The 26,319-nt window shown below is 37.8% G+C and carries 20 protein-coding genes; 16 read left to right on the plus strand and 4 right to left on the minus strand.

Going from position 1 to position 26,319, the window contains the following annotated elements:
* Window positions 1-57: 57 nt before the first annotated feature.
* Window positions 58-1,989, plus strand: a complete 1,932-nt coding sequence (locus bsdcttw_RS06610; RefSeq protein WP_185258593.1) for a hypothetical protein — start codon at window positions 58-60, stop codon at window positions 1,987-1,989.
* Window positions 1,990-2,161: 172 nt separating this feature from the next.
* On the opposite strand, the gene bsdcttw_RS06615 is transcribed toward bsdcttw_RS06610, so the two are convergent.
* On the minus strand, window positions 2,162-3,079 hold the full coding sequence (locus bsdcttw_RS06615) for an AraC family transcriptional regulator (RefSeq protein ID WP_185258594.1): 918 nt from the start codon (window positions 3,077-3,079) through the stop codon (window positions 2,162-2,164).
* A 509-nt stretch (window positions 3,080-3,588) separates the two neighbouring features.
* Between bsdcttw_RS06615 and bsdcttw_RS06620 the strand changes: the two genes are divergently transcribed.
* The 5 genes from bsdcttw_RS06620 to bsdcttw_RS06640 all read left to right on the plus strand — a co-directional run bounded on the left by bsdcttw_RS06620 (window position 3,589) and on the right by bsdcttw_RS06640 (window position 11,023).
* Window positions 3,589-4,533 carry an ABC transporter permease gene (locus bsdcttw_RS06620; RefSeq protein WP_185258595.1) on the plus strand — a complete coding sequence of 315 codons (945 nt, stop codon included), beginning with the start codon at window positions 3,589-3,591 and terminating at the stop codon, window positions 4,531-4,533.
* A 1-nt stretch (window position 4,534) separates the two neighbouring features.
* Entirely contained in the window at window positions 4,535-5,428 is an 894-nt protein-coding gene (locus bsdcttw_RS06625) for a carbohydrate ABC transporter permease (RefSeq protein WP_185258596.1), read from the plus strand.
* 63 nt (window positions 5,429-5,491) lie between these two features.
* On the plus strand, window positions 5,492-7,012 hold the full coding sequence (locus bsdcttw_RS06630) for an extracellular solute-binding protein (protein ID WP_197979830.1): 1,521 nt from the start codon (window positions 5,492-5,494) through the stop codon (window positions 7,010-7,012).
* A gap of 316 nt (window positions 7,013-7,328) precedes the next feature.
* Window positions 7,329-9,455 carry a methyl-accepting chemotaxis protein gene (locus bsdcttw_RS06635; RefSeq protein ID WP_185258597.1) on the plus strand — a complete coding sequence of 709 codons (2,127 nt, stop codon included), beginning with the start codon at window positions 7,329-7,331 and terminating at the stop codon, window positions 9,453-9,455.
* Between the two features lie 59 nt (window positions 9,456-9,514).
* Window positions 9,515-11,023 (plus strand): glycoside hydrolase family 31 protein, encoded by a 1,509-nt coding sequence (locus bsdcttw_RS06640; RefSeq protein WP_185258598.1) that lies wholly within the window; start codon window positions 9,515-9,517, stop codon window positions 11,021-11,023.
* Between the two features lie 100 nt (window positions 11,024-11,123).
* Here bsdcttw_RS06640 and arfA read toward each other — a convergent pair whose 3' ends face one another.
* Window positions 11,124-12,620 (minus strand): arabinosylfuranosidase ArfA, encoded by a 1,497-nt coding sequence (gene arfA / locus bsdcttw_RS06645; protein ID WP_185258599.1) that lies wholly within the window; start codon window positions 12,618-12,620, stop codon window positions 11,124-11,126.
* A 174-nt stretch (window positions 12,621-12,794) separates the two neighbouring features.
* On the opposite strand from arfA, the gene bsdcttw_RS06650 reads away from it, so the two are divergent.
* The 7 genes from bsdcttw_RS06650 (at window position 12,795) to bsdcttw_RS06680 (ending at window position 18,525) form a co-directional block, all read left to right on the plus strand.
* On the plus strand, window positions 12,795-13,574 hold the full coding sequence (locus bsdcttw_RS06650) for a helix-turn-helix domain-containing protein (RefSeq protein WP_185258600.1): 780 nt from the start codon (window positions 12,795-12,797) through the stop codon (window positions 13,572-13,574).
* A gap of 191 nt (window positions 13,575-13,765) precedes the next feature.
* On the plus strand, window positions 13,766-14,704 hold the full coding sequence (locus bsdcttw_RS06655) for a glycosyl hydrolase family 18 protein (protein ID WP_185258601.1): 939 nt from the start codon (window positions 13,766-13,768) through the stop codon (window positions 14,702-14,704).
* A gap of 81 nt (window positions 14,705-14,785) precedes the next feature.
* The gene (locus tag bsdcttw_RS06660) at window positions 14,786-15,598 is read left to right on the plus strand and encodes a GNAT family N-acetyltransferase (protein WP_185258602.1); all 813 of its coding nucleotides are present in this window, start codon (window positions 14,786-14,788) and stop codon (window positions 15,596-15,598) included.
* A gap of 42 nt (window positions 15,599-15,640) precedes the next feature.
* On the plus strand, window positions 15,641-15,964 hold the full coding sequence (locus bsdcttw_RS06665; RefSeq protein ID WP_185258603.1) for a glutaredoxin: 324 nt from the start codon (window positions 15,641-15,643) through the stop codon (window positions 15,962-15,964).
* 289 nt (window positions 15,965-16,253) lie between these two features.
* Entirely contained in the window at window positions 16,254-16,520 is a 267-nt protein-coding gene (locus bsdcttw_RS06670; RefSeq protein ID WP_185258604.1) for a CD3324 family protein, read from the plus strand.
* A gap of 178 nt (window positions 16,521-16,698) precedes the next feature.
* A complete protein-coding gene (locus tag bsdcttw_RS06675; RefSeq protein WP_185258605.1) occupies window positions 16,699-17,559 on the plus strand; it encodes a polyphosphate kinase 2 family protein in 861 nt (286 codons plus the stop codon).
* Between the two features lie 108 nt (window positions 17,560-17,667).
* Entirely contained in the window at window positions 17,668-18,525 is an 858-nt protein-coding gene (locus bsdcttw_RS06680; protein ID WP_185258606.1) for a methyl-accepting chemotaxis protein, read from the plus strand.
* A gap of 93 nt (window positions 18,526-18,618) precedes the next feature.
* On the opposite strand, the gene bsdcttw_RS06685 is transcribed toward bsdcttw_RS06680, so the two are convergent.
* Window positions 18,619-20,364 (minus strand): methyl-accepting chemotaxis protein, encoded by a 1,746-nt coding sequence (locus bsdcttw_RS06685; RefSeq protein WP_185258607.1) that lies wholly within the window; start codon window positions 20,362-20,364, stop codon window positions 18,619-18,621.
* Between the two features lie 356 nt (window positions 20,365-20,720).
* Here bsdcttw_RS06685 and bsdcttw_RS06690 point away from each other — a divergent pair, with 356 nt between their 5' ends.
* Entirely contained in the window at window positions 20,721-21,668 is a 948-nt protein-coding gene (locus tag bsdcttw_RS06690; protein ID WP_185258608.1) for a prolyl oligopeptidase family serine peptidase, read from the plus strand.
* A 306-nt stretch (window positions 21,669-21,974) separates the two neighbouring features.
* On the opposite strand, the gene bsdcttw_RS06695 is transcribed toward bsdcttw_RS06690, so the two are convergent.
* A complete protein-coding gene (locus bsdcttw_RS06695) occupies window positions 21,975-22,817 on the minus strand; it encodes a MerR family transcriptional regulator (protein ID WP_185258609.1) in 843 nt (280 codons plus the stop codon).
* A 259-nt stretch (window positions 22,818-23,076) separates the two neighbouring features.
* Between bsdcttw_RS06695 and bsdcttw_RS06700 the strand changes: the two genes are divergently transcribed.
* Window positions 23,077-23,898, plus strand: a complete 822-nt coding sequence (locus bsdcttw_RS06700) for an Ntn hydrolase family protein (protein ID WP_185258610.1) — start codon at window positions 23,077-23,079, stop codon at window positions 23,896-23,898.
* Window positions 23,899-24,076: 178 nt separating this feature from the next.
* The gene (locus bsdcttw_RS06705) at window positions 24,077-26,143 is read left to right on the plus strand and encodes a thioredoxin domain-containing protein (protein ID WP_185258611.1); all 2,067 of its coding nucleotides are present in this window, start codon (window positions 24,077-24,079) and stop codon (window positions 26,141-26,143) included.
* The last annotated feature ends 176 nt before the right edge of the window (window positions 26,144-26,319 follow it).

Genomic DNA, 26,319 nt, shown 5'->3' on the forward strand with positions numbered 1-26,319 from the left:
AAAGTTGAATTTCCGAGATTCATCGCAAAAAATCAAGTATAATGAAGGGGGTCTATGATGATTACAAAAAAAATAATAGCATTTGTATTAACAGCAACACTAATAGTAGGAGCTTGCATGATGAATAATTCTGCTAATACCGTTTCAGCCAGTACGACAGGACATACCGCACATACTATAAGCCCGGGAACATCCTTTGATAACAATCCTCTGAGGGGGTTTTTACCCTTTGATTTCAGCACAACAACATTTCCCCATAGCATGGAGTGGTTCTATATTCCGGTAAGAGATGTTCAGACCGGGATGAATACTTTTAACTGGTCGGCGCTGGAGAGCAGACTGAATGCCATTGCAGGACGCGGCCATCAGGCTGTATTCCGTTTCTACTATGACTATCCGGGATTATCTACCGGTGTTCCTCAGTTTTTGATTGATGGCGGTCTTACCATGCGCTACTATGATGAGCCTTCGAATTTAGGCGGCGCAGGTTATTGCCCTGATTATGAAAATCAGACCTTTAGGACCTCAATGCAGAACTTTATTAAAGCTTTCGGTACAAAATATGACGGAGATTCGCGTATCGGATATATTACATTAGGACTCTTAGGTTTTTGGGGGGAATGGCATAACTGGCCTTATGATGAGGATACTTCTGACGGTAAGCCCAACTGGAATATTTCCAGCACCGTATATACGGAGGTTCTGACTACCTTTGATTCCTACTTTAATAAAACTCAGCTCTGTGTGAGAGAACCAAAGTCAGGCGTGCCCAATGCCAGCGCAAATATTGGATACCATGATGATTCTTTTGGAAATGCAACGTTATCCGCTGCAAATGGAGGGCAGACCTGGAGTTTTGATCAGAAATTAATTAATTTGAATCAGCAGAATAAATGGATGACGAATTCTATCGGCGGTGAAATATATCCTCCGGACCAGGGCTCCTTCTTTTCCGGTACTACCTGGCAGGGTTCAACAAATCAAACCTGGGCAGCTTGTATTAGTGAAGCACATCCTACCTGGCTGATATGTGAACAGATGAAAAATTATACCGGAACAACCTTAACAAACGCGAAAACAGCTGCAAAGCAACTTGGTTATGACTTGCAGGTAACGACGGCATACTATGATAATTTAGCAGCCTCCGCTCCGCTCTATCTGGGAGTCAACATCAAGAATATCGGAATCGCTCCATTTTATTATGACCATACTATGTGGCCGGTGCAGGTTGGCATAAAGCAAAACGGAAGCCTTGTTAAGAGCTGGACAACGACTTGGGATCTGAATACCATACCGGCAGACAAGTCTGCAAAAACCTTTGAATATACGGTATCAGCCCCCGGTTTATCAAACGGTACCTATAATATGTGTATAAAAGTTGTAAATCCTCTGTCCAATGGGAATAAGCTTGGCTTTGCCAATGCCGGACAAAATACGGACGGATGGTTGGATCTTGGAAGCTTTACGGTGGGTGGAACATCAACACCTACACCGACGCCGACACCTGTACCAGGCTCTATCACAGTTGATGGAAATGCCTCGGACTGGAGTAATATATCAAGTCTTTCAACAGCTACAGGACAGTCAGCAACCAGCCTTAAAGTGACGAATGATTCAAATTATATCTATATTTGCGCACAAGGAAGCGGTCTTGGCACAAATAGCCAGTTCTATATTAACAGTGACAACAATTCCTCCACCGGTTATCAGGACAGTGCATGGAGCAGTTCCGGCTGTGATTACCTGTTTGAATTAGGAAAATTATATAGTCATCCCGATAACAGCAGTACCTGGAGTTGGAACGACCTTGGCACCGCCAATGTAACTATTTCAAGTAATTCTTCTGTATATGAAGTAAGGATTGCCAAGTCTGCCATCAGCAATCTAAGCAATACCTTCAGTATAGGTTTTAAGGATGTAAACAGCAGTTGGAGTACGGTAAGCAAGCTTCCGGCTTCCGGAGCACTTTCAAGCTATACGTTAAAATAAGAGATATCCCTGCAACGCAAGGGGGGATTTTTGGAAGCTGCCTTAGTAAGGCTGTTAAATAAAGCTCTATGGAATATGAATTACACAATGCACTGTTAGCCATGCATAACATGACAGCCAATGGGCAAATGTGTTAATTCAAACTCCATAGAGCTTTTCTTTGTGCGGTAGTTTAAGAGTTTTGCTTTCTATATTTCGAAGGTGAAATTCCGATGGTGTTTTTAAACGCTTTTTGAAATACCACCGGATCATTATAACCTGACATAACAGCAATTTCTGAAACAGAAAAGGATTCATCTTTTAATAGGTTACAAGCCTTATTTATTTTAAACTGAGTCAGATAAGTCTGAGGAGGAATATTTAAGCATTCCTTAAAGATTGTTGTAAAATAACTGCGGTCTAAGCCCACATAACCCGCAAGGTCGGCTACGGTTATATGATCCATATAATTTGTCTGTATATAATCAATTGCTTTACGAATGTACTGGTTTTTCGTGGTATGTAAGCTTACCGGATTATTTTGCTGTGAATTTTCCACTAACTCTGCAAAAAGAGAATATAGCAGAGATTGTATACGCAGTACAGTGCTGTGAGTATATTCGTTGTTAACCTTAACCATTTCCAGCAGACAATTTTTAAGCTGGTCACCTCTGGTGAACTTAAAAGTAGGTTTGTCCGAGGAGAGTTCTGCAAGCTGCAGGTAATTATAAGCATTCAAGCCATGAAATCCAACCCAGACATATTCCCAGGGATTATCATAACTTGCTGAATAGGTGGACACATCATTAGGGCTTATTAAAAAGCCTTCATTCTCCTTTAAGGTGTAGGTTTTATCCTTCAGCTTTAAGGTACCTTCACCGGATAAAATATAGTGAATAACAAAATGTTCACGTATTGCAGGTCCCCAGGTATGGCCCGGATGACAGGAAGAGATACCGCAGTAGTACACATATAACTCAGGGGAGTTGGTATTGTCATAAAAATGATATTCCTTCATGGTGTCATCTGTATATACTGCCTTTAAATAAGAGTCGTATTTACTAATGATTGTGCCGTCATCCGATAGTATCTGACAATGTTTCGCTTTCATAGACAAGACCTTTCTTTGGTGGTTAATGTACAGGTTATTTATTATTATAACTGGACAAAACAAATATTTCAATAATGATATGTCTATTTGTTGTATGAGAATTATGCCATTTCACTGCAGCAATCTGCAGACAATTATTAAATTGCACATATTTACATTTTTTAATAAAAGATATACTGTGAAATAATACAACAAAATGTCTTATTTGCCTAACAATAATTCGTATGAATGATGATTTCACTGTGCTATTATTATTTGGTAAACAGTTAATATGTTGTACAAAAATGGAAAGGAGATATTATTCCGTTTGATGATATAATAATAAAACGAACCATAACTATACCGACTAAATCAGAAAGGACAAAAAATGGGATTAGCAGTAAAGGGATCAAGACAACGGGGGGGGTATCTGCAGAAGATCCATATGTTGCGGAAGGGATAAAGGTTAAGAAGTACACAGTTATTAACAAGCTAAAAGAGGAAATTAAAAAAGAAGAGTGGTGATTAGAATGCGAGTAAAAGACAACGAGGTTAAAAAGAAAAATGGTTTTTTCAGGGAAATGAAAGAGAATAGGATCTTATATTTAATGTGTTTACCTGCATTATTGGTGTTATTGCTCTTTTGTTATATTCCCTTTGCCGGTATTTGGATGGCCTTTACTGATTACAACGTTGTTGACGGTATATTTGGAAGTAAGTTTGTGGGGCTTCATAATTTTAAATATTTCTTTATTGGAAACAGCATGGCAAGGAGAGTTACCTATAACACATTAATTATTAATATCTTCTGTATCCTGTTTGGGCTGGTCGTACCGATCAGTATTGCTGTCTTTTTTAATGAAGTAAAGGGAAAGTTATTTAAGAAGGTTACACAGAGTGCTATGTTTTTCCCGTATTTCCTGTCATGGGTAGTGGTTGGTGCAATTGTATACGGGTTCTTTGCCAGGGATGTCGGAATGGTAAACAAAGTGCGCGAGGCCCTGGGGTTCGATGCAATAAGCTGGTATGCGACTCCAAAATATTGGAAACCAATTATTATCTTTGCAAACGTATGGAAATGGAGCGGATATAATTCTATTATCTATATGGCAGCTATGGCAGGCTTTGATGCATCTTTATTTGAAGCAGCTGAAATTGATGGGGCAAATAAATTCCAAAGAATTCTCTACCTTACGCTGCCAATGTTGAAACCAACTGCAGTTGTACTGATTTTATTGAGTGTCGGACGTATTTTTTACGGTGACTTTGGAATGATCTACGGTATCGTAGGTAATAATGCAAGCTTGGCGGATGCGGTTACGGTTATTGATACCTATGTATATTCCTCCATGAAGACCTTAGGTTTCTCCTATTCTACAGCGATTGGTCTGTACCAGTCAGTTATGGGATTAATACTTGTTACTTTAGCAAATAAATTCGCCAAAAAAATAAATGATGGAGAGGGATTGTTCTGACATGAAGATACAAAAATCATTTAGCGACAGATTATTAACAATTTCAGCTTATCTTTTTATGGGTCTATTTGCAGTAATCTGCCTTTATCCATTAATCCTTACTTTAAGTGTTTCATTTTCCTCGGAAAATGATGTGGCAATACATGGGTATTCGATTTTTCCCCAGGGCTTTACTTTCAATACATATCTTTATATCTTTGCTCACAGCGGCAGTAAAATTCTGAAATCCTATGGGATTACGATTTTTGTAACGGCTGTTGGTACTATAGGAGCTTTGTTGATAACCACGATGATATCCTTTGCCATCTCCATAAAGAAGCTGAAATACAGGAATATCATAGCTTTTCTCTGTAATTTTACGATTATTTTTTCCGCAGGGCTAATTCCATGGTACATTGTATGCGTTAATTACTATCATCTAAGAAACAGTATTCTGGCATTGATTCTGCCTTCTATCTTTAGTGTTTGGAATATGTTTTTACTGCGAACTTACTTTTCTTACATCCCGCCGTCTCTCTATGAGGCAGCCAAAATAGACGGAGCCAATTATTTTAAGATTTATTACAAGATTGCACTGCCTTTAAGTAAGACGGGAATATTAACAGTGGGCTTAATGTATGCTCTGCAGTATTGGAATGACTGGTGGAATTCCCTGATGTTTATCAATGATAAGAAACTCTTTCCTTTACAATATTATTTATACAATATTTTATCCAATGTAAATGCAATCAGTTCAGGAGTTGTTCCTTCCGGCGCAGCCGCCAATATCACGCTGCCGGCAGAAACCGTTAAAATGGCGGTTACTATCATCACTATCGGACCTATTATATTTTTATACCCGTTTGTACAGAAGTTCTTCATTAACGGTATTATGACAGGAGCGGTGAAAGAATAGGCAATGCATGTTTAGATGGGAAGCATTTTCGCTTAACATAAAAATTATTTTAAGGAGGATTTTATGAGGAAACAAAAATTATTAGCGATTGTTTTAGTGCTCACTCTGATTATGGGGGTATTGGGAGCATGCGGCAAAAACAGCGCACAAACAAGCAATGGGGCAAACAAGACAAGCAGTGAAGATAAAGGTTCAAAAGATAGTTCCTCGGGAAAACCGAGTACTTTAACAATTCTATATCCTGGAGATGAAGCTGACCGTATGACTTCATTTTTGGAAAATGAATTTGCTGATAAAATGTTAGCCGATCTGAATTTGAAGGTTAAGATGATATATGTTCCCTGGGATTCCTACTGGGAACAAAAGGATATCATGCTTGCTGCCAATGAACCGATTGACTTATATTGGGATGGACTTCCCAATCTCTCACAGATAGTTAATGAAAAGCAGGCAATGCCTCTTGACGATTTGATTACGAAATATGGTCAGGATATTCAGAAAGTAATTCCGGAAACCCATATTCAGGGAGCAAAAGTAAACGGACAGATATATGGTATTCCCTCCTCTTATGCATCCTCCTCCGGTATGTATCAATTTGTAACTGTTCGCCAGGATTTAATGGACGAAGTAGGAATGACAGATCTGAATACCCCCGATGATTTAGTTAGCTATGCAACGAAAGTGAAGGAAAAGCATCCGGAATTAAAAGGACCTGGAGACATCATCTTTAAGCCTCTTACAAGATATTTCCAGCCTGAACAGTATACCTTTGTGGCAAAAGAAGAAACTGCTGTGTATGGTGAGGATACCGGAAAAGTCTACAGCTATTATGAAACAGATGCCTTTAAGGATGTTGCTAAATTCAACAGAAGTATGTATAACGCAGGACTCTATTCAGATGAATTATCAACCAATTACAATGAAAGAACAAATCGTATGCAGACAGGTTTATACATCTGGACCGAAGGTTCTTTCGGAAAAGACACTGAAATCTCCAGCGCTGTAAAAGCAAATGCACCGGATGCAAAATTAAAGAATTACTTGTTAGCAGATGATAAGCCACGTTACATCACAGCAACCGGCGGAGAAGTTCTTTGCATTCCCAATACAGCTCCTAACCCGGAAGGTGCTATGAAGTTTATTAATTGGATCTATTCCTCTCAGGCTAATTACTTATTTGCATTATACGGAGTTGAAGGAAAAGATTATGAAATGGTAGACGGAAGAATTAACAGATTGGTAACCAATGACTTCTTCTATGAGTGGATGTTCCGTAATAAGAATTATACGGTTTTCACACCGGATGCTGACCAGGAGTACATTGACCAATATCAGCATTGGGATGATGACGCTAAGTTATCCAATGCCATTGGCTTTGTATTTAATAATGAAAATGTAAAAGAGATTGAAACTGCCGTATATGAAGTATGCCAGAAGGACCTGGCTCCTATCAGAAACGGATTTGTGGACTTTGATTCAAATTATGATGCCGCCATTAAGAAATTAAAGGCTGCAGGAATTGATAAATATATTGCAGAGGTTCAAAAGCAATTTGATGAGTTCATTGCAAATAAAAATAAATAACCCGGCTTAATGAAAGAGCTGCAGAATATGTCAGTTTTGATTGATTAATAAGTATAAGATGAGTAAGCAATGATTTATTGATATGAGCTGAGTAAATTATAATTAATAGGTATAAGCTGAGTAAGTTATAATTAAAAGGTATGAGCTGAGTATTAATAGGTATAGGATGAGTAAGTAATAGTTGATATGTTTATAACTGACCACCTAAATGTAAAACAAAATCAGATTTACTGTTTTATATTAGGTGGTCTTCTTATAGCATGGTTTATTTACTGTGCCGGTAATTAACCATAGGATAAGAGGGTAAAGGGGTGATATGTTGATTGGAAAACCGGCTAAGGGTTTCACAATAAAAAAGGGAGGCAAAGAACTGATACAGGGCGGGATGAAACACAAAGAAAAGAATAAAACCGGCAGTATCTTTAATAAAATCCGATATAAACTAATCGTAGCATTTATGCTTCCAATATCATTTGTCATAATCCTTGGAGTAATATCGTATAAAGTTGCATCGAATAACATGATTAATAACTATAAAACAAATGTAAGCCAGATGTTGGGAATGACAAGTGATTACATCGATTTTGGACTGCAATCATCAAGAGACCTATCTGTTCAGTATTTGTCTGATAATGAACTGGCGAAGTATTTAAGAGGCAGGTATAAAAAGAACTCCCCGGATTATTTAGAGGTATATAAGAATTTTAAAACAGAATTATTATCAAAGAGGATGGCAGACAGTTTTATAGAGAATATCCACTTAATAACGCCTAATGCGCAAAGTATCAGCACAGCTGAAAAAACGAATGGGAGAGAACAGGGTGATTTATACGAGAAATTAATGGACACCAGGGAAGGTTCTCTAATCAAAGCTAACCCCAAAACTGAAATTTGGTTAAGCAGTCTGAAAGAGCTGGATGATTCATTGGCTCTTAAATCATCTGAGTATTCTCTGCGCTATATGAGAGCCTTTGTGGATTTTGACGGATTGATTGTAATAGATATAAGCTCCAGTGCTATGGAGGATACCTTAGGTAAGTTAAAGTTTGGGAAAGACAGCTTTTATGGCTTTATAACAGCAGATGGAAAAAATCAGATATATCCGACTTCCGGCGACAAGGACAATGCAATCAATAATTTCATGAAAGCCGAAGTGGATAAAAATCTTGAAGGCTGCTATTTTACAGCTTTTAAAGGAAATGAGTATTTGTTTTGCAGTGCAAGAATCGGAACAACGGGAGCTATTGTGACGGCACTCATACCAAAAAGTGAAATATTAAAGCAAGTTATGAGCATCAGACTTATTACTTTTCTCGTTGTAGTAATCGCATCTGTCATTGCAGTGTTTATTACCATTATTATTTCTAAGGGGATTGGCGGTACCATTTCCGCAATCATAAATAAGTTGGGCAAAGCGGCAAAAGGTGATCTGACAGTAACAATTACGACTGACAGGCGTGATGAATTTCAGGATTTGGTGCACAGTATGTCAGATATGATAGAAAATAATAGAAAGCTCATCGAAAATATAAGAAATATCGGCAGAAAAGTAGAAAATACTTCAAATAGAGTCGAAGATACCACCAAGCATTTTATGAAAGAAACCGACAGTATAGCAAAATCAATTTCGGAGATTAAACAGGCGATGCAGCAACAGGCCGGAGAATCCTCCGAATGTTTAAAGCAGATGGATGACCTGTCGGATGAGATTGGACAGATATATATTATAACAAAAGAAGTCAATGGACTGATAATAGATACAAATAATAATATAGACCAAAATATTCTAAAGTTCGGTGAACTAAAAGATAAAGCAAGGGATACAAATCAAATTACTAACAAAGTAATTGGTGAGGTAGAAGAACTTGATAAGACAACAGCAGCCATAAGAAAAGTTCTGGAAGTTTTAAATTACATAGCAGAACAGACGAATCTCCTCTCCTTCAATGCGTCTATTGAGGCCGCAAGGGCAGGAGTGGCAGGCAGAGGTTTTACAGTTGTAGCGGATGAGATACACAATCTTTCTAATCAATCCATGGAAGCTTCAAAGGAGATTGAAAAGATGATCGGTGATGTACAATACCGCATAAATAAAGTCGTAGAGAGTTCATTTACTGCAAAGGAGATAGTAGAGCATCAGGAAGCAGCTGTAAACAATGCATTAGATTGCTTACAGAGAATGAACAAAGACTTATATGCGTTCATCAATAAAGTCAATACGATACAAAATAAGATTAGTATTATTGAATCCAGCAAGCAGATTGTTTTAAACGCTCTGGAGAGTATGTCTGCAATTATGCAGGAAATTGCCGCATCCTCGGAGGTGGTGAACCGTGTAACGGAAAAACAATTGGTCCATGCCGAGGATATGCATTCGGCATTTGATGAACTAAATAGTCATGCTTTGAGTTTAAATGCTTCCATAGAAGTATTTAACATATAAAAGACCCAATATTGTAGAACCATATAGCATTAGTGCCGACTTATGCTAAGGAGGAATGTATGAAAGAAAGAATATTAGAGAATGAATACTGGTATGGAACTTGTGTAAAATATGGCTTAAAAATGCCATTTGATGCGGAAAGTGAATGTGTCTTAGATTTCAGAAGCAATGAAACACCTAATCAGGCCATGCCATTTTTGGTATCCAGCAAAGGGCGGTTTCTTTGGAGAAAGTCCGGATTTCAAATTACTTTTCAGAAAGGTGAGATGGAATTTCCAGACGATGTAATTTTAAAAGCTGGTTTTGGTAACTTGAAATCTGCATACCTTTCTGCTATGAAAGAGTATTTTCCGTTTCATCAGATAACGCCATCAAAAGCCCTTTTTAACAAGGTTATTTATAACACCTGGATAGAGTTTACCTTCTATCAAAATCAAAAAGATATTTTGGAGTATGCAAAAAGTATTCTGGATTCCGGCATGCCGGCAGGGGTGCTGATGATTGACGACGGCTGGGCAGAGTATTATGGGGACTGGAAATTTCATAGTGGTAAATTTCCGGATGCCAAAGAAATGATAGATAGCCTGCATGAAATGGGGTTTGAAGTTATGGTTTGGATGTGCCCGTACATAACCCCGGACACCGTTGCATACCGTGAAGCGGTGAAAAGGGATATTCTGATAAAGAGACCGGACGGAGAAGCTTACATAGCAAAATGGTGGAATGGATATTCGGCAGTTCTTGATATGTCAAATCCGATGGCACAGGATTGGTTAAGTGAGCAGTTACACGAATTACAGGAAATTGGAGTGAATGGTTTCAAATTTGACGGAGGGGACAGCCTTTATTATAGAGAAGATAACGTGACATATGAAAAGCTGAGTCCGGATGAACATTCTAATCTGTGGGCAAGATATGGCGAACAGTTTGAATTCAACGAATTTCGTGTTTCTTTTGGTGCAGGAGGTTACGGATTATTGCAGAGACTTTGTGATAAGGACCATTCCTGGGGGGATAATGGAATTGCTTCCTTGATTCCGGATATATTATTGCAGGGGCTTACAGGACATCCCTTTGGCTGCCCTGATATGATCGGCGGAGGAGAATATGTGAATTTCCAGGAGGCTGCAAAAAATAATCTGGACCAGGAACTATTCATCAGACATTGTGAGATAGCATGTCTCATGCCGGCGATACAGTTCTCAGCGGCTCCTTTTAGAGTTCTAAGCGAAGAGAATTTTAAACGAATCTTAAAGAGTCTTGAATATAGAAAGCAGTACCTTGATATAATATGTCACTTTACTGATTTGGCTGCAGTGACAGGAGAACCTGTAATAAGATATATGAGCTATGAATATCCGGAGGAATCGGTTGAAAAAGTAATAGATCAATTTATGATTGGAGACAGACTTTTAGTAGCTCCGATTTATCAAAAAGGTTGTGCTGGAAGAGAAGTTTATATACCAAGAGGTAAATGGAAGAATGGGAACGAAACCATAGTAAGTAAGGGTGAAAAATTATATTACGAATCCCTTCCCGGCTGCCCGCTGGTATTTGAGAAAATATAAATTACAGAAGTTAAGGACATAAGTGTAATTATAGTATGAAAACAAAAGGGACTGCTGCTCATCGGCAACAGTCCCTTTTGTTTAAATAGGGAGAAATGTATTATTTTCCAAGGGTAATTACATGGAAGCTCTTATCGCATAATACTGCAGTAAGAACACCATTTTCAATCTTAGCGCCATCAGCCTTTACAGGAGCTACATTCTCAGGATGTTCTTCCGTATTGATAGCCTTTAAGTCGGAATGGGTTAACATTACATGGTCTTTCACACGATAACCTGAGAACTGGCGAAGGTCGCAGGTGATTTCCATAGGTGATTCTAAATCTTTATTTACAGCAAATAAAGTTACAGTGTCCTCCTCCTCATTCATAAGGCATACGCAGTCCAGATAGGGTGCATCACCGTGGGTACTCTCATAGATAGGGGTATCTACAATCGTGTTCAGAACAGTACCTCGGCCGTAGTTACTGATAAGTGCAAATGGATGATAAATAGTCTGCTTCCAAGCTCCGGTGTCCGAAGTCATAATTGGTGCGATAACATTTACAAGCTGGGCAAGACACGCAACCTTTACACGGTCAGCATGACGAAGCATTGTAATCATCATACCTGCAACTAAAAGGGCATCTTCAAAATTATAAATATCTTCCAACTGATGAGGGGCTTTTACCCAACGCTCCAGTTTCTGATCCTGTTCATGAGAATGATACCATACATTCCATTCATCAAAAGAAAGGTGAATGGATTTGTTCTTGCGTTTTTTCGCTTTTACTGCATCGCAGATAGAGATTACCGAACTGATAAACTTATCCATAGCAACGGTATTAGCAAGAAAATCAGGAGTATTATTAGCCTGGTTGCCATAATATTGATGAAGAGAAAGATAATCTACCTGGTCATAGCATTCGGATAGCACCGTATCTTCCCAGGTACCAAAGGTATCCATAGTTAGAGAAGAACTGCCGCAGGCAACTAATTCGATGGAAGGATCCACCATTTTCATGATTCGTCCGGCTTCAGCAGCAGTACGGCCATATTCGGAAGCAGTTTTATGTCCCATCTGCCAGGGACCATCCATTTCATTGCCTAAGCACCACAGTTTGATATCGTGAGGTTTTTCGTATCCGTGTTTCTTTCTTAAATTGCTGTAATAACTTCCGCAGTCTAAATTACAGTATTCCACAATGTTTTTTGCATCTTCTGCGCCGCGGGTTCCAAGATTGACAGCCATCATGGCAGTAGTATCAGCCTTTTTGGTCCAGTCCATGAATTCATTTAAGCCGAACTGGTTGGTCTCAATCACATTCCAGGCAAGATCTATCTTCTCAGGGCGTTCAGCCTTAGGCCCAACCCCATCTTCCCAGTGATAACCGGATACAAAGTTTCCGCCAGGATAGCGTACAACGGGAACATTTAACTCCTTAATGAGTTTAACTACATCCTTACGCAGATCCTGTTCATCGGCGAAAGGGCTTCCCGGTTGATAAATACCTTCATATACAGCACGTCCAAGATGTTCGATAAATGAACCATAGATACGTTTATCAACATCCCCTACCACAAAATGCTTATCAATGCTTATAGTTGACTTTTTCATCTCTTATTACGTTCCTCCTGATAATGAATTTTTTCATTAAGATGCTTAAAGTATAACATTTTCAAAAAGAATTCATATTAATTATCTTCTTATAGTATTGACTTTTCTTCCGGTTATGAATAAGCTTAAGTTATATTAATTTATTATGTGAACAAATTGAGTGAGGTAAACAAAATGATAACAGTGGAGTACTGCGGATATCATACCCATAATCCTGACCGGGATACAATTTTGCGTCCCTACGGCTCAGAAAGCTACCTGTTTCTGCTTATTCTGTCACCTATGACATTTTATTTTCAAAATCATAATCCGGTAAAAGTAAAGCCCGGAGCCTGTATCTTGTATTCACCGGGAAAATACCAGCATTATCAAGCAGAGAATGAGTTTTTTAACAGTTATGTGCATTTCTATTGTAAGCCGGAAGATATCAGGGGATATGAAATCAAAAAGAATCATATTTTCTATCCGGATAATACGGAGGATCTTAACTGGCTGTTAAAGAAGATATATCAGGAATTTATTAATGGCTTGTCAAAATCAGAAGATATGCTGGATTTGTATGTGCGGGAACTTTTTGTACTGCTGCATAGAGGTCGGCTAAGGGAAGTAATACCTGATGAGCAAAGAAAAGGTATCTACCCCGAACTTCTAAGCCTTAGGCAGCAGGTACTGGGAAACTGCGAGCAGCCCTGGAGTGTGGAGCAGATGTGCCGTATACTTAATATTGGGAAAAGCCAGCTATATAAATATTATGAGGACTTTTTTCACAGCACGCCTAAGAAGGAGCTGGTTCAGGCAAGACTGCAGAAAGCAAAGTATTTACTGAAAAATGATGCCGTGACTGTGAATCAAGCAGCCTATGAGTCCGGTTTTAATAATATCTGCTATTTTAATCGAATGTTTAAGCTGCAATGCGGTTGTACACCCGGAGAGTACCGGGGACAGAAACGGTAGGTAAGTGTACCAGTTATAACAAAAAATACCAAGATGGAAGCTTTACAAATACACTCAAAACATGGAAAGTAGAAAGGGTATTTGATTGAAAATTATAATATTTTAGCTGCATGGAGGGGAAGAGTGAAAGATAAATCTTTCACTCCCCCTGATTTTGTACGCGTGCTAAAGCACGCAGATGGGAGCCAAAAATGAATATAAAAGCAGAAAAGTCGGGAACAAACTTTAAGGTAGCAGGATATTATCCAAGCTGGGAACCGGAGAAAACAGACAGGATACAGTATGATAATCTTACCCATATTAACTATTCCTTTGCTATACCGACGGTTAACGGATCGCTGTTACCGCTTAACAATCCTGATACGGCTGAGAAGATTATTAAACAGGCACATAAAGAAGGAGTAAAGGTGTTATTGGTGGTCGGAGGCTGGTCCTATCAGGATATCCCCCTTGAAGCCACTTTTATGGAAGCCACCGATACCCATGAAAAAGTTACGAAGCTTGGAAACGCTATCATTGATATGGCAAAACAGTACGGTTTTGACGGAGTTGACATTGATTGGGAGCATCCAAGGATGGAAGGCAGCAGTAGAAAACAGTATGAGGAACTGATGCTGTATCTAAAAGGTGAGGTTGATAAGAATCAGCTGCTCTTAACAGCAGCCGTATTAAGCGGTGTTACAGCAGAAGGGGAAGCTATACCAGATACTTTTGCACAGACGGATACCGTATTAGGTATTCTGGATTGGGTTCATGTTATGGCATATGACGGGGGAGACGGAATTCGTCATTCTTCCTATGAATTTGCAGTGAACAGTGCGAAGTACTGGATAGACACCAGAAAGATGCCAAAGGAGAAAGTAGTGCTTGGCGTACCCTTCTATGCAAGGCCTTCCTGGTCTGCGTACAGTGACATACTAAGCCGGGACTCTGACGGCTATAATAAAGATGTTTTCCGGAATGGTGAGGTTGAAGATTATTATAATGGCATACCTACTATAAGGGAAAAGACGAAATGGGCATTGGAGCATGCAGGAGGTATTATGATCTGGGAATTATCTCAGGACACAAAAGAAGATGACAAGAGCCTTCTTAGGGCTATAGGGGATACTGTCAAAAAACAATTATAAATATACTTGCTATTTTTAGAGTGAAGCTATTCTGTTATAATATTGGAAAATATAACTGGATTAAAGAGAGGTAGTATCCATATGACAGAGGCAGATTTTTTAAGAATAAAGGATAAGGTAGCAGGATTTACATACAATTCTTTGGAATATACAGATTATGAGGATATTGCGGGGTATGAAATTAAGAAAGAATCGGACAATATAATCTTAATTAGCGGCTTTCACCGGGAAGCTGATTGTATCCATTACCATTGGGCAGCCAATGAAGCAAAGCAGGTACTTGATACTTTAGGGAAAGACAGCCGGGGCTTAATTGAATTCATACCGGATGAGTGGGTGAATTCTTTTGAGGAAGAAGGTTTTATAGTACGAGATGTCTGGAAGGATTACTTTCTGGATTCACTGATAGATATTCCTGTTATAGAGGCTTGTGAGCTTGAAGAAGAATTCTTAAAGGAAAATGAAAGTAAGGAAGCTTCCGATACCACACTTGCCTGCAAAGGACAAAGCCGTGGTTTTACCGGACAGACAGAGGAATGGATAAAGGAATGGCTTAATAATACCTCAAATGAGGAACCGGTAAATAAAGCGGTGCTGGTAGAGCGGAGGGGAAAGAACAAGATTGCAGGCCTTGTGTGTACCGGTATATATGGCCTTCAGAGTAAGAAAGGACCAATTGCCTGGATAAGAGAAGTGACGGTTATACCGGAATATCAGAATCAGGGAATTGCTAGAAGACTTATCGGAAAAGCCTTGGGATATTGTAAAGCCTTTGGTGCCACCAGAGCTTTTCTTACAGCAGATGAATGCAATACTTATGCCATTCATCTTTATGAAAGTATAGGCTTTCGTCCGGGTCCTGAGAAAGGACAGATTGACATGATCCGGGAATAAGGTTTACAATAGGGATATCTAGATTGACAAGGAGGAATGGATATGAAGATAACGATGTATGGAACGGAAATCTGCTCGGACTGTGTTCAGGCAAAGAAGGATCTGGCAGATTGTAAGGATATTGAACTTGTATATAAGAATATAACCGCAGATACGGCTACCTTAAAAGAATTTCTCAGCTTTCGTGATAAGGAAGAAATGTTCTTGGAAGTGAAAGAAAGAGGCGGTATCGGAATTCCTTTCTTTGTGTTAGAGAATGGCAAAAAGACCTTTGATATCAGCGATTTTGCAGAACTACCCCAGAAAAAAGGTGACTTTGTTCATGCAGCCAATTATTGTTCCATAGACAATCCCGGCCAGTGCTGATGTGAATTATTAAAAGACAATAATTCACAGACATGTTTGTGCCTGCGAAATCCTCAGCCCAAACATGAGGGCGAGTTGGGAGAATATAAGCTGATATTTACATTTGTTTTAGAAACGAGGCAGATATGTTAAACTTTTTGTTACTGATTAAGAAATCCAATCAATCACCCAAAAAGCTCTATGCAGCGCAGAACATGTAGTTGCGATTCCTTGCATAGAGCGATTATTGAATCGCATCAATATGAAATGTGCTGCACTCTGGTGGAATTTATCAGAAGGAGTGAAAGGCATGTCATATGTAAATGGGAAAGAGATATTACCGGAGAATATTCTGGAAGAGATACAAAAATACTTTGGCGGCGGTTTGATCTATATTCCCCAGCCAAAGGAAGAACGCTGTAAATGGGGCAGCAGAACTGCCACAAAAGAAGAATTAGAGCAGCGGAATGCAAAAATCAGGCAGCGAAAAATGGAAGGTACCCCTATCAGTGAGCTGATGGAAGAATTTCATCTTTCTTATGACAGTATTAAAAGAATTATATATCGAAAGAATTAACGAAAGCTGCCAGGGACCGGGTAAAATATCAGTGTCCTTATGGCGGCTTCTTTTTATTAGATTATAGTACTCTCAGTATGAGATATGTATAATAAAAAGTAATTGATAGAATGATATCATAACAGGAAAAGCAGATAATTCATATACGGCAGCCACAGTAAAGGAAGGAGAAAAGACGATGAACGTTAAAAAGTACAAATTTACAGGTGAAAAGAATTTTGATATTAGAAGCTTTGACACTTCCGATAAGGGAGATTTCTCAGGGAAAGAGGATGCACTTGAAGTAATCGAAAAAAACCTGGAATTAATGGAAGAATATCAGGATAAGTTATATGCTGAAGGGAAAAACGGTATATTAATTATATTTCAGGCAATGGATGCTGCCGGTAAAGATGGAGCAGTCAAACATATATTTTCTGGTTTAAATCCCCAAGGAGTTGATGTGTATAACTTTAAACAGCCCTCGACAGAAGAGCTGATGCACGATTATCTCTGGAGGGCTCATAAGGTTGTGCCGCAGAAAGGGAAAATAGCTATCTTTAACCGTTCATATTATGAAGATGTTTTAATAGCCAAAGTGCATAAATTGTATCAGGTTCAGAGCCTGCCGGACAGATGTAAATATGAGGATATTATAGAAAGGAGATACCGGCAGATTGCAGATTTTGAAGAATATCTGTGGGAAAACGGTATTACAGTTATCAAATTCTTTTTGCATATCTCTGGTGAGGAACAAAAAAAGCGGTTTATGGATCGAATAGAAGACAAATCAAAGAATTGGAAATTCTCAAAAGGTGACATACTGGAACGTGGATACTGGGAGGAGTATCAGGAGGCTTATGAAAAAGCAATAAATGCAACAGCAACAGAGAATTGCCCATGGTATGTGATTCCTTCTGATAAGAAGTGGTTTGCCAGAACTCTCATTTCAGAGGTTTTAGTAAAGATTCTGAAAGAAATTGATCCGCAATATCCGGAACTCTCAAGAGAGGCAGAGAAAGAGTTGCAGGAATGCAAGAAGATGCTAATGGAAGAATAGAAAATTCAATAACAATAATAATTATTATTTTTGTTATTGATAATTTATTTCATTTATAGTATTATACTCCTAAGTTTAAAAATTTGATAATTAACGGGAGATAACTATATGACTTATGACAGTACAACAGAAAAAGTAGTTTTAAGTGACGAGCAGTATATTAACTTATTTGGGGAATTTGCCTCTCTTTTTCATCAGGCTTTATTCGTTCAAAACAGTGTAGCATTAACAGACAGGGAAAAATTTACTCACTATTCCATTGGCATTAGCGATATGGTAACAGGTCTGGAAGGAAAACCATTTTCAGATAAGGGGAATATCCCTTTGGTATTAAGGACGGGAGAACAGAGTATCGGAAGAATACCAAAGGAAATATATGGAGTTGAATTCAAATCATCCAGTGTTCCAATTAGAAATACAACAGGAAATATTATCGGAACACTCACAGTTGCCCTAAGTATGGATTCCCAAAATGCTCTTAAGGAAGTAATGGAAGAACTTTCCTCATCCACAGAGGAATTATCTGCCACCTCAGAAGAGATTGCTGCTTCATCCAGTGTATTGTCGGAGAATATTTCAGATATCGTTAAACAGACAACAGATATAACAGAGCTGATTGAGAAGACGAATACGATTTTAGGATTTATTAACCAGACCGCTAATACCTCCCGAATTCTTGGATTAAATGCTTCCATAGAAGCAGCAAGGGCAGGAGAAAATGGCAAAGGCTTCGCCGTGGTTGCCAATGAAATCAGAAAAATGGCAGAGAATAGTGCCAAGGCAGTGGTTGACACAAAACAGATTCTGTCTTCTATACAAGAAAAGATAAAGGTGCTGTTAAATAAGACCCAGGAGATATCAAATATATCTTTAGCCCAGGCTTCTGCTACCCAGGAGATTTCAGCTACAGTCCAGTCACTTGCAGGTGACACTGAGGTTATCAAAACGATTGCAGAAATTATCTAAGAAATAATTAATAAAGCTCCTATTTTACTTACACCGCTATTTGGACTTTTGCCACAGAGAATGTATGAAGTGAAAATAGGAGCTTTTCAAAGATTACATATTTTCAATTAAAGTAAATTTATCAATGTTTTCAAATAGTAAAACTGCCTGGGTATTAAGATCTTCGCTGAAGGCAGAACACTCTTCCGCAGCAGCTACATTGTTTTGAATTATACCGGATATCTGGCCGATACCCTGGGTAATCTCTTTTAACTCATTATTTTGCTGCCTGCTCTCGGAGTCTATCTCCCTCATAATATCCTTGAATTCGTTGATCATATCGGTTATTTTCACTAATTGTTCTGCGGTATCAGCAGTATTTTGCGAGCCATTGGCAACTGCAGCAAGAGCAGTCTCAATGAGAGTCTCGGTATCATTTACAGCAGCTGCAGACTGTCCGGCCAATTGGCGCATTTCTTCAGCCACTACTGCGAAACCTTTACCTTCGTTTCCTAAACGTGCGGACTCAATGGAGGCATTTAAAGCCAATAGATTGGTTCTTGCTGCAATTGCTCCTATGGTTCTGTTAATACTTCCTATTTCCTTGGAGGTACGTTCGATATTCTCCATGGCAGCTAATAAGCTTTGCATTTTCTCATTGCCTTCTCTGGATTTATCGTTAATCTGTCGAATATAATCAGAGGCTTTATCTACACTTACCGTGTTTTTCTCAACATGATAGGAGACTTCATCAAGAGAGGCTGACAGTTCCTCTATAACACCTGCCTGCTCTGTGGCACCGTCTGCCAATGTTCGAGACATATCGGATACCTGACTGGCGCCTCCCCTTACTTGATTAGAAGCCTGATTGATGGACAGAAGGACTTCATTTAAGTAGCTGGTAATATCTTTTATGGATTTTTGGATGGGGATGAAATCACCGGTGTAAGCTTTGTCTGTACTGATTCTTAAATCTCCGGAGGAGATTTTGCTGAGGTTTACTGTAATATCTTCCACAATTATCTGAAGCTGTTTAATAAGATTATTTTCAGCATTTGCAAGAATACCAGTTTCATCGGTTTCTGTGATATTTTCGGAACCAGGAGAATAGACATCACCCTGTGAGAGCATATGTAAGCGCTTTGTTACGGTTGTAAGGGGTTCAGTGATTTTTGAAATAACTTTATTAAGTTGCTTGGTGCCTATCAACACGCTTAATATGCTGACCAGTATCAGGATAATATCGGAGATAGACTGCTTGAAACGTAAGGTAAGGATGGCTTTATTAATATCATCGTAGTAATTTCCGGTACTGATATACCAGCCGTAAGGCTCAAACTTGGCGGTATAAGCCCTTTTCTTAAATATTCCGTTGACATTTGGCTTCGTAAAGTAGAACTCCGAAAAATTCGTACCATTGTCGGCGGCTTTAATTACATTTCTTATATAGTAGGTACCTTTTTTATCTACAGCATCCAGACGATTGGTGCCTTCATAATCCGGATTCATATGTACAACACATAAACCATCAGCCGTATCTGCCCAAAAGTATCCGTTACCATTGTTGTAGCGAGTGTTTCGGACAATTTCTTCTGAAGAGGCCAGTGCTTCTTCCTTTGTAATCTCTCCGTTCTCATACCGTTGGTAATTAACAGTAAGAGCACTGATGAGACTGTCCACCGCGGTTTTTATTTCGGTGTCAAAGTTTTGCCTTTTTTCAAAAGCGCTGCTATCATAAGATATCTGCAAAGCAATTCCTGCAAGCAAAGATAAGGCTATTATAGTGCAAATTAATATCCCCCGTACATTTTTAAGAAGTTTATCTTTTAGCATCAGTTTCTGGGTCTTATTTTTTTTCATTTGTAAACCTCCATTTTTCTTTCGTAGTAGTATAGTATAAACTGTTGAGAGGCATAAGTCATAGGTGTTGCAGATTAGACCCGTATATTATAATTTGAATAAACGGAAAACTCAAGTGAAAGATATGAAAATTAAGGAAAACGTAAAAGGCTTGCTGTTTTGTTTATAGATTGGTGTAAATTTAATGCTAAATGGTGGTCTTAATAGCATTAATAAAGATTGTACAGTAGACGCACCTGACGCTGGTGCTAAGCAAGCGTTAATCAAATTCTACACACAAAAAGATATATTCTTGAGATTATTGTGCTAAATGGTATAATATGTGAAAAGTATTTCTATCAAGTGAGGTGAGTAACATGGAAAATTTAGTAAATTTAAGAAATGAGATAGCTGAAGCAATTGGAATTATAAATCCTAAGACCATATCTCATAGTGAGTATAGACTACTGGATTCTACGAAGGAGGAGGGATATACAAGACAATTAATTGAGTATGATTCTTACGGAGACAAAGTTATTGCTTTTCTATTGCTTCCGAATACACTTGATAATAATCCTGCTATTCTCATCAATCACCAGCACAACAGGGAATATCATTTGGGAAAGAGTGAGGTTTGCGGGTTAACTGGAAATCCTTTTCAAGCTTTTGGACCTGAGTTGGCAAAAAGAGGATTTGTGGTGTTGGCTCCTGACTCAATATGCTTTGAAGAAAGACGTAAAAATACTCATGGAATAGAACCTCTTTCAGATGATGGTGATTTTTGGCAGTATTATAATGAAATGTGCTATCGAATAATAAAAGGCGATTATTTGATGAAAAAAGTACTAGATGATGCTATGAATGGGATAACATTACTTACTAATCTTACTTATGTTGACAACAAAAGGATTGGCACACTTGGACATTCATATGGTGGGAATACGGTTTTATTTCTTTCTGCTTTAGATGAACGTATAGCTTTTAGTTGTGCGAGCGGCAGTGCCTGTACTTATAAAAAACGTATGATGAACGATGTGGGGATTGAAATGGCGAGTGTAATACCAAACTTTTATAGCAAATATGATATATTTGATTTGGTGTCTTGTATTGCACCTAGACGACTGCTTATAGTTTCCGCAGATGATGATAAATATTCTTTAGATGCCTCCTATATAGTTGAAAAAGCAAGCTCAGCTTATTCAGAGCTTAATGCCTTACATAATCTGTACCACAAGAGATATCAGGGCGGTCATGGACTGACGAAAGAAAGATTCAATTTTATTATTGAGTGGATTGATTCAAATTCGAAACCTTATGAGGGCTAATTATACCTTGAAAATAATAAGTTCTGAATTCTGAACCTCACTTTGTTTTGTGAGGTTTCTTTTATTTAAAATCTGGGTATAACAAATTAGTAAAAAAGGTTATTGTACTATGGGAGTTATGAGCCTTGAAAAGTATGACCAGTTGAAGGATGATATCGAACTTAAATTAGATGAGGCAGACAAAACAGTGCACTAGATAATACAAGAAGCTCTCCCCTGTATACTGCCAATAAAGCAATTTACAGGAGAGATATGAGAGGCTATTACATGTTTCTCTTCATAAACATTATGACAGAAATACTTCATTTAGAGTTTACCATAATACCGGTAGATTGCTTGGGCTGTATATTCGGCACATCCTTCTCCAAACTGATTATCAGTTGCTTCTGCAAGTTTATCATATTCGGTATATTCTTTTGCCAAATCCAATAGTATAGCTCTTGCGTTATCCAAATTAAACATATTCTTGTAAAGTTCTGATAAATTTGCAATGGCTTCTTTTTCTAAAGCAACATTTCCTGTTTCTTTAGCCTGCATAAGTTGCTTGTAGTTTTCTACATTTTTTGCCTGTTGTTGTGTTTGTTCTTCTTTATTTGGAATTGATTGAAGGACAGCTTCTACAGCTTTTTCTTTACTCCCATACCATTTTAATACATCTGCTACTGCATGTTCATTTTGAAAACCAAGAGTCAGATATTCACGGTACTTTTCTAAACTTCCATATTTTTTTACTTGTTCTGCAAGGATTTCTTCTGACATATTTTCCAGTGTATGGTCTAACATTTTCTGTACATCATTATCGCTAAAGGCTTCAAAACTCATTGTATTTACTCCTTTCATTACATCTGTTATCAGCTCAATAATTCCGTTTAAGCGATTTCTTTTACTTTCTAGAAGAGACTTTTGTGTTAATAAGGCTTGTTCTTTATCATAATCAGGATTATCCATAATTTTACTAATATCGGTTAATGGTATCTCTAATTCTCTAAAGAACATGATTTGCTGCAGTTTCTCTAAGGATTTGTTATCATAGAGTCGATAACCAGCTTCTGTTAATTGTGTTGGTTTTAATAATCCGATTTCATCATAATACCGCAATGTTCTTATACTAACTCCTGTGATTTCAGACATTTCTTTAACCGTTTTCATTTTTCCTCCTTTTTATTCAAGCCTAAACCATTACGTAACGAGAGAGTCAATACTTAAGTTAATTTAAATTTAAAATTTTGTAAAACGAGTGGCGCATTTTTGATTATGAAAAATGTTGAGGTTGAACCATCGATATGTCTGGTGATATCATATGGATGGAAGTTTAAGAAAGTGGTGAAGCCAATGGTAAATGAGTTAATGATCTCAAAAATTCTCTAACATATTATAGCGAAATTATATATTAAAAGGAGGTTTCAAAATGTGTACTAGTTTTGCAGTATACAGTCAAGAAAAGGCTATTTATGGTATGAATTTCGATGCTGAAGATATTGATTTAAAACTGAAAATCAATAGTTATAATGATAAAAATATTTTTCATTTTTCAGGCTTAATGGAAAATAAATACATTGATATCGCTGGTGTTAATAGTGACGGTCTTTTTATCTGTACTCAAGCAGTAGAATATAGTTCAGGTTTTAAATCAAGTTGTAACGAAAATGATTGGTTTGCTTTTGATATTTTTGATGAGGTGCTAAAGAAAACAAGAAAAACATCTGAATTTTTTGAAATAAGTAAAAGAGTAATTTCGTATCCTAGAAATCCATTGTTCCCAGACTTAGGGCTACATACTATTATCGCTGATAAAAGTGGTGATGCATTTATACTGGAAGAAGGAAATGATACAAATATAGTAAGTCCTATTCATAATGATTTTATTATTATGACTAATTTTCCGAATGGGGATTTTAAGGAAGCAGATTATAATAAAGTAAATGGTATAGGTGCTGATAGATATATTTGTGCTCATGAATATATTCATAATAATATTCATAGCTTTGGAATAAATGAAGCCTTTGAAGTTTTAAGTAAAACGAGTCGGGAGGATACTCGGTGTACAATCGTATATGAACCATTAAAAAATGAAATTTATATTAGTTTTAAAAAAGATTTAAGCAGAAAATGGAAAATTTCTATTATGGAAAAAACAATTCAATCATTGGATGGATTTTTAAGTAATAATAAAATTCAATTTACAAATGAAGAAATACTTGTGAAGGATCTTATTAGCTTATATAAGTGAAAACCATTTAAATAAAGAAGATCAATTGGTAAAACAGAAATTTTTAGGGTAGTCTATTACATTTTACAATTTCAACGTTATTGTATATCACATCTTATAAATTCCACTCTTTATTGGCATAATAATTAAATAAGTTTATCTTGTTATAACGAACGAATATGCAATAAGGAGCGTCCATATGAATACAACCGAACATGTAACGAATAAAGGTCAAGGTACTACCAGAATTCCAAATAAATTAATTGATGAAAAATCCCCCTATCTGTTACAACACGTCTATAATCCTGTCAAATGGTATCCATGGGGTGATGAGGCATTTACGAAAGCGAAAGCGGAAAATAAGCCGATTTTCTTAAGTATCGGCTACTCTACTTGTCACTGGTGCCATGTAATGGCACATGAGTCCTTTGAGGATAATGAGGTCGCGGAATATTTAAATGCGAACTTTGTTTCTATCAAAGTGGACAGAGAAGAACGTCCGGATATTGACAGCGTGTATATGTCTGTGTGCGTAAATATGACAGGTGACGGAGGCTGGCCACTTAGTATTTTCATGTCACCGGATCAGAAACCCTTTTATGCCGGAACCTATTTTCCAAAGCATTCCCTCTATCAGAGGCCGGGATTATTGGATTTGCTTCACGCCATAAAAGCAGCGTGGGAAGGTTCCAGGGACGAACTGATAAAATCTTCTGAGGATATTACAAGGGCATTAAAGGAAAATGAGAATCGGAAAGGAGCAATCGGCTTGCAGGAGCTGGTGCAAACAGGAGGTTCTTATTTAAAAAGATATTTTGATAAGGAAAATGCCGGTTTTGGCAGAGCACCTAAGTTTCCGACACCCCATAATCTGACTTTTTTATTAAAATACTCTTACTATTTTAAGGATAAGGAAACCCTCGAGATAGCAGAGAAGACGCTTCTGGCACTTTACCGGGGAGGAATATTTGATCACATCGGGTTTGGTTTTTCAAGATATTCCACAGATGCTATTTATCTGGTACCACATTTTGAGAAGATGCTCTATGACAATGCCCTGTTGACCAGTGCCTATCTGGAATGCTATCAATATACAAGGATAGAGCCTTACAGGGATATTGCTGAGCGGATAATGGAATATGTGAAGAGGGAGCTTACTGACAGAGAAGGAGGCTTCTACTGTGCACAGGATGCAGACAGTGAAGGAGAAGAGGGTAAATACTATGTGTTCGAACACCACGAAGCAATCAAAGTACTTGGTGAAGAGGATGGAAAGTATTTTAATGAATATTTTGACATTACTTCAAAAGGAAACTTTGAAGGTGCCAATATTCCAAATCGCATAAAAGCAATAAACTTTGATGAGTTTCAAAGTATCAAGGATGAACGAATTGACAGATTGGGACAGCAAATGTATGAGTATCGTTTATCAAGAATGAAACTTCATAAGGATGATAAAATACTGACTTCCTGGAGCAGCCTAATGATTGCTGCTTATGCTAATGCCTATAGGGTAATAGGAAAAGAGGAGTATTTGGAGGAGGCAGTAAAGGGAGTAGAATTTATACAGAAATATTTGACGGAGAAGGGAAGGCTCAAAGTATTATACAGGGATGGTTCCAGTAAGGGAGAAGGGCACTTGGAGGATTATGCATTTTACTGCATGGCTTTGATTTCGCTTTACGAAGGAAGTTTTAGAGCTGAGTATCTAAAGGAGGCTGTATGCTATACAAACGTGCTGCTGGAGTTGTTTTTTGACTGGGTGGAAGGAGGCTTTTACCTGTATGCAAAGGATGCCGAGAGTCTGTTGTTTCGTCCAAAGACGGCAGAAGATAATGCCATGCCCTCCGGTAATTCAATAGCAGCATGGGTATTACAAAAACTTGCACTGCTTACCGGAGATGCATCTTTAATGAAAGCCTATCAACTGCAGTTAAATTACCTTTCAGGAGTTATCCAGTATCCTCTTTCTCACTGTGCTGCTTTGTCCGTGATGCTTTCAGAAATTAATCCCTCTAAAGAGCTTGTATATGTTTCTGCTGGTAAGGATACAAAAGAACTTCAGTGTTTTCTTCGGGAAATTTACACACCTGATTTGACAGTAATTGTAAAGAATAAGGACAATGCGAAGATGTTAGCTGAATTGATACCTTTTATAGAGGATTATCCGCTGGAAGAAAGTGATGCATATTATCTCTGCGAGAATAAAAAATGCCAAAAACCTGTTCGACAGATTGAAGAATTAAGGGAACTTCTATTATCCTAGTAATAATAAAAACGTTTTCGGTTATGCTAAACTTAGCTGCAGTTCCATAAGCTGCCTCTTCATCCTAATTGTTGTGAAGAGAGCTTATGGAGGTGCAGCTTATTATGTATATTGAAAATTATCCTAGCATCTCCTATACTTAATAACAATAACTTATTTGTAGGTTTATTATAAAA

Origin of the sequence: Anaerocolumna chitinilytica, assembly GCF_014218355.1 — a bacterium.
GTDB classification, from domain to species: Bacteria; Bacillota; Clostridia; order Lachnospirales; family Lachnospiraceae; genus Anaerocolumna; species Anaerocolumna chitinilytica.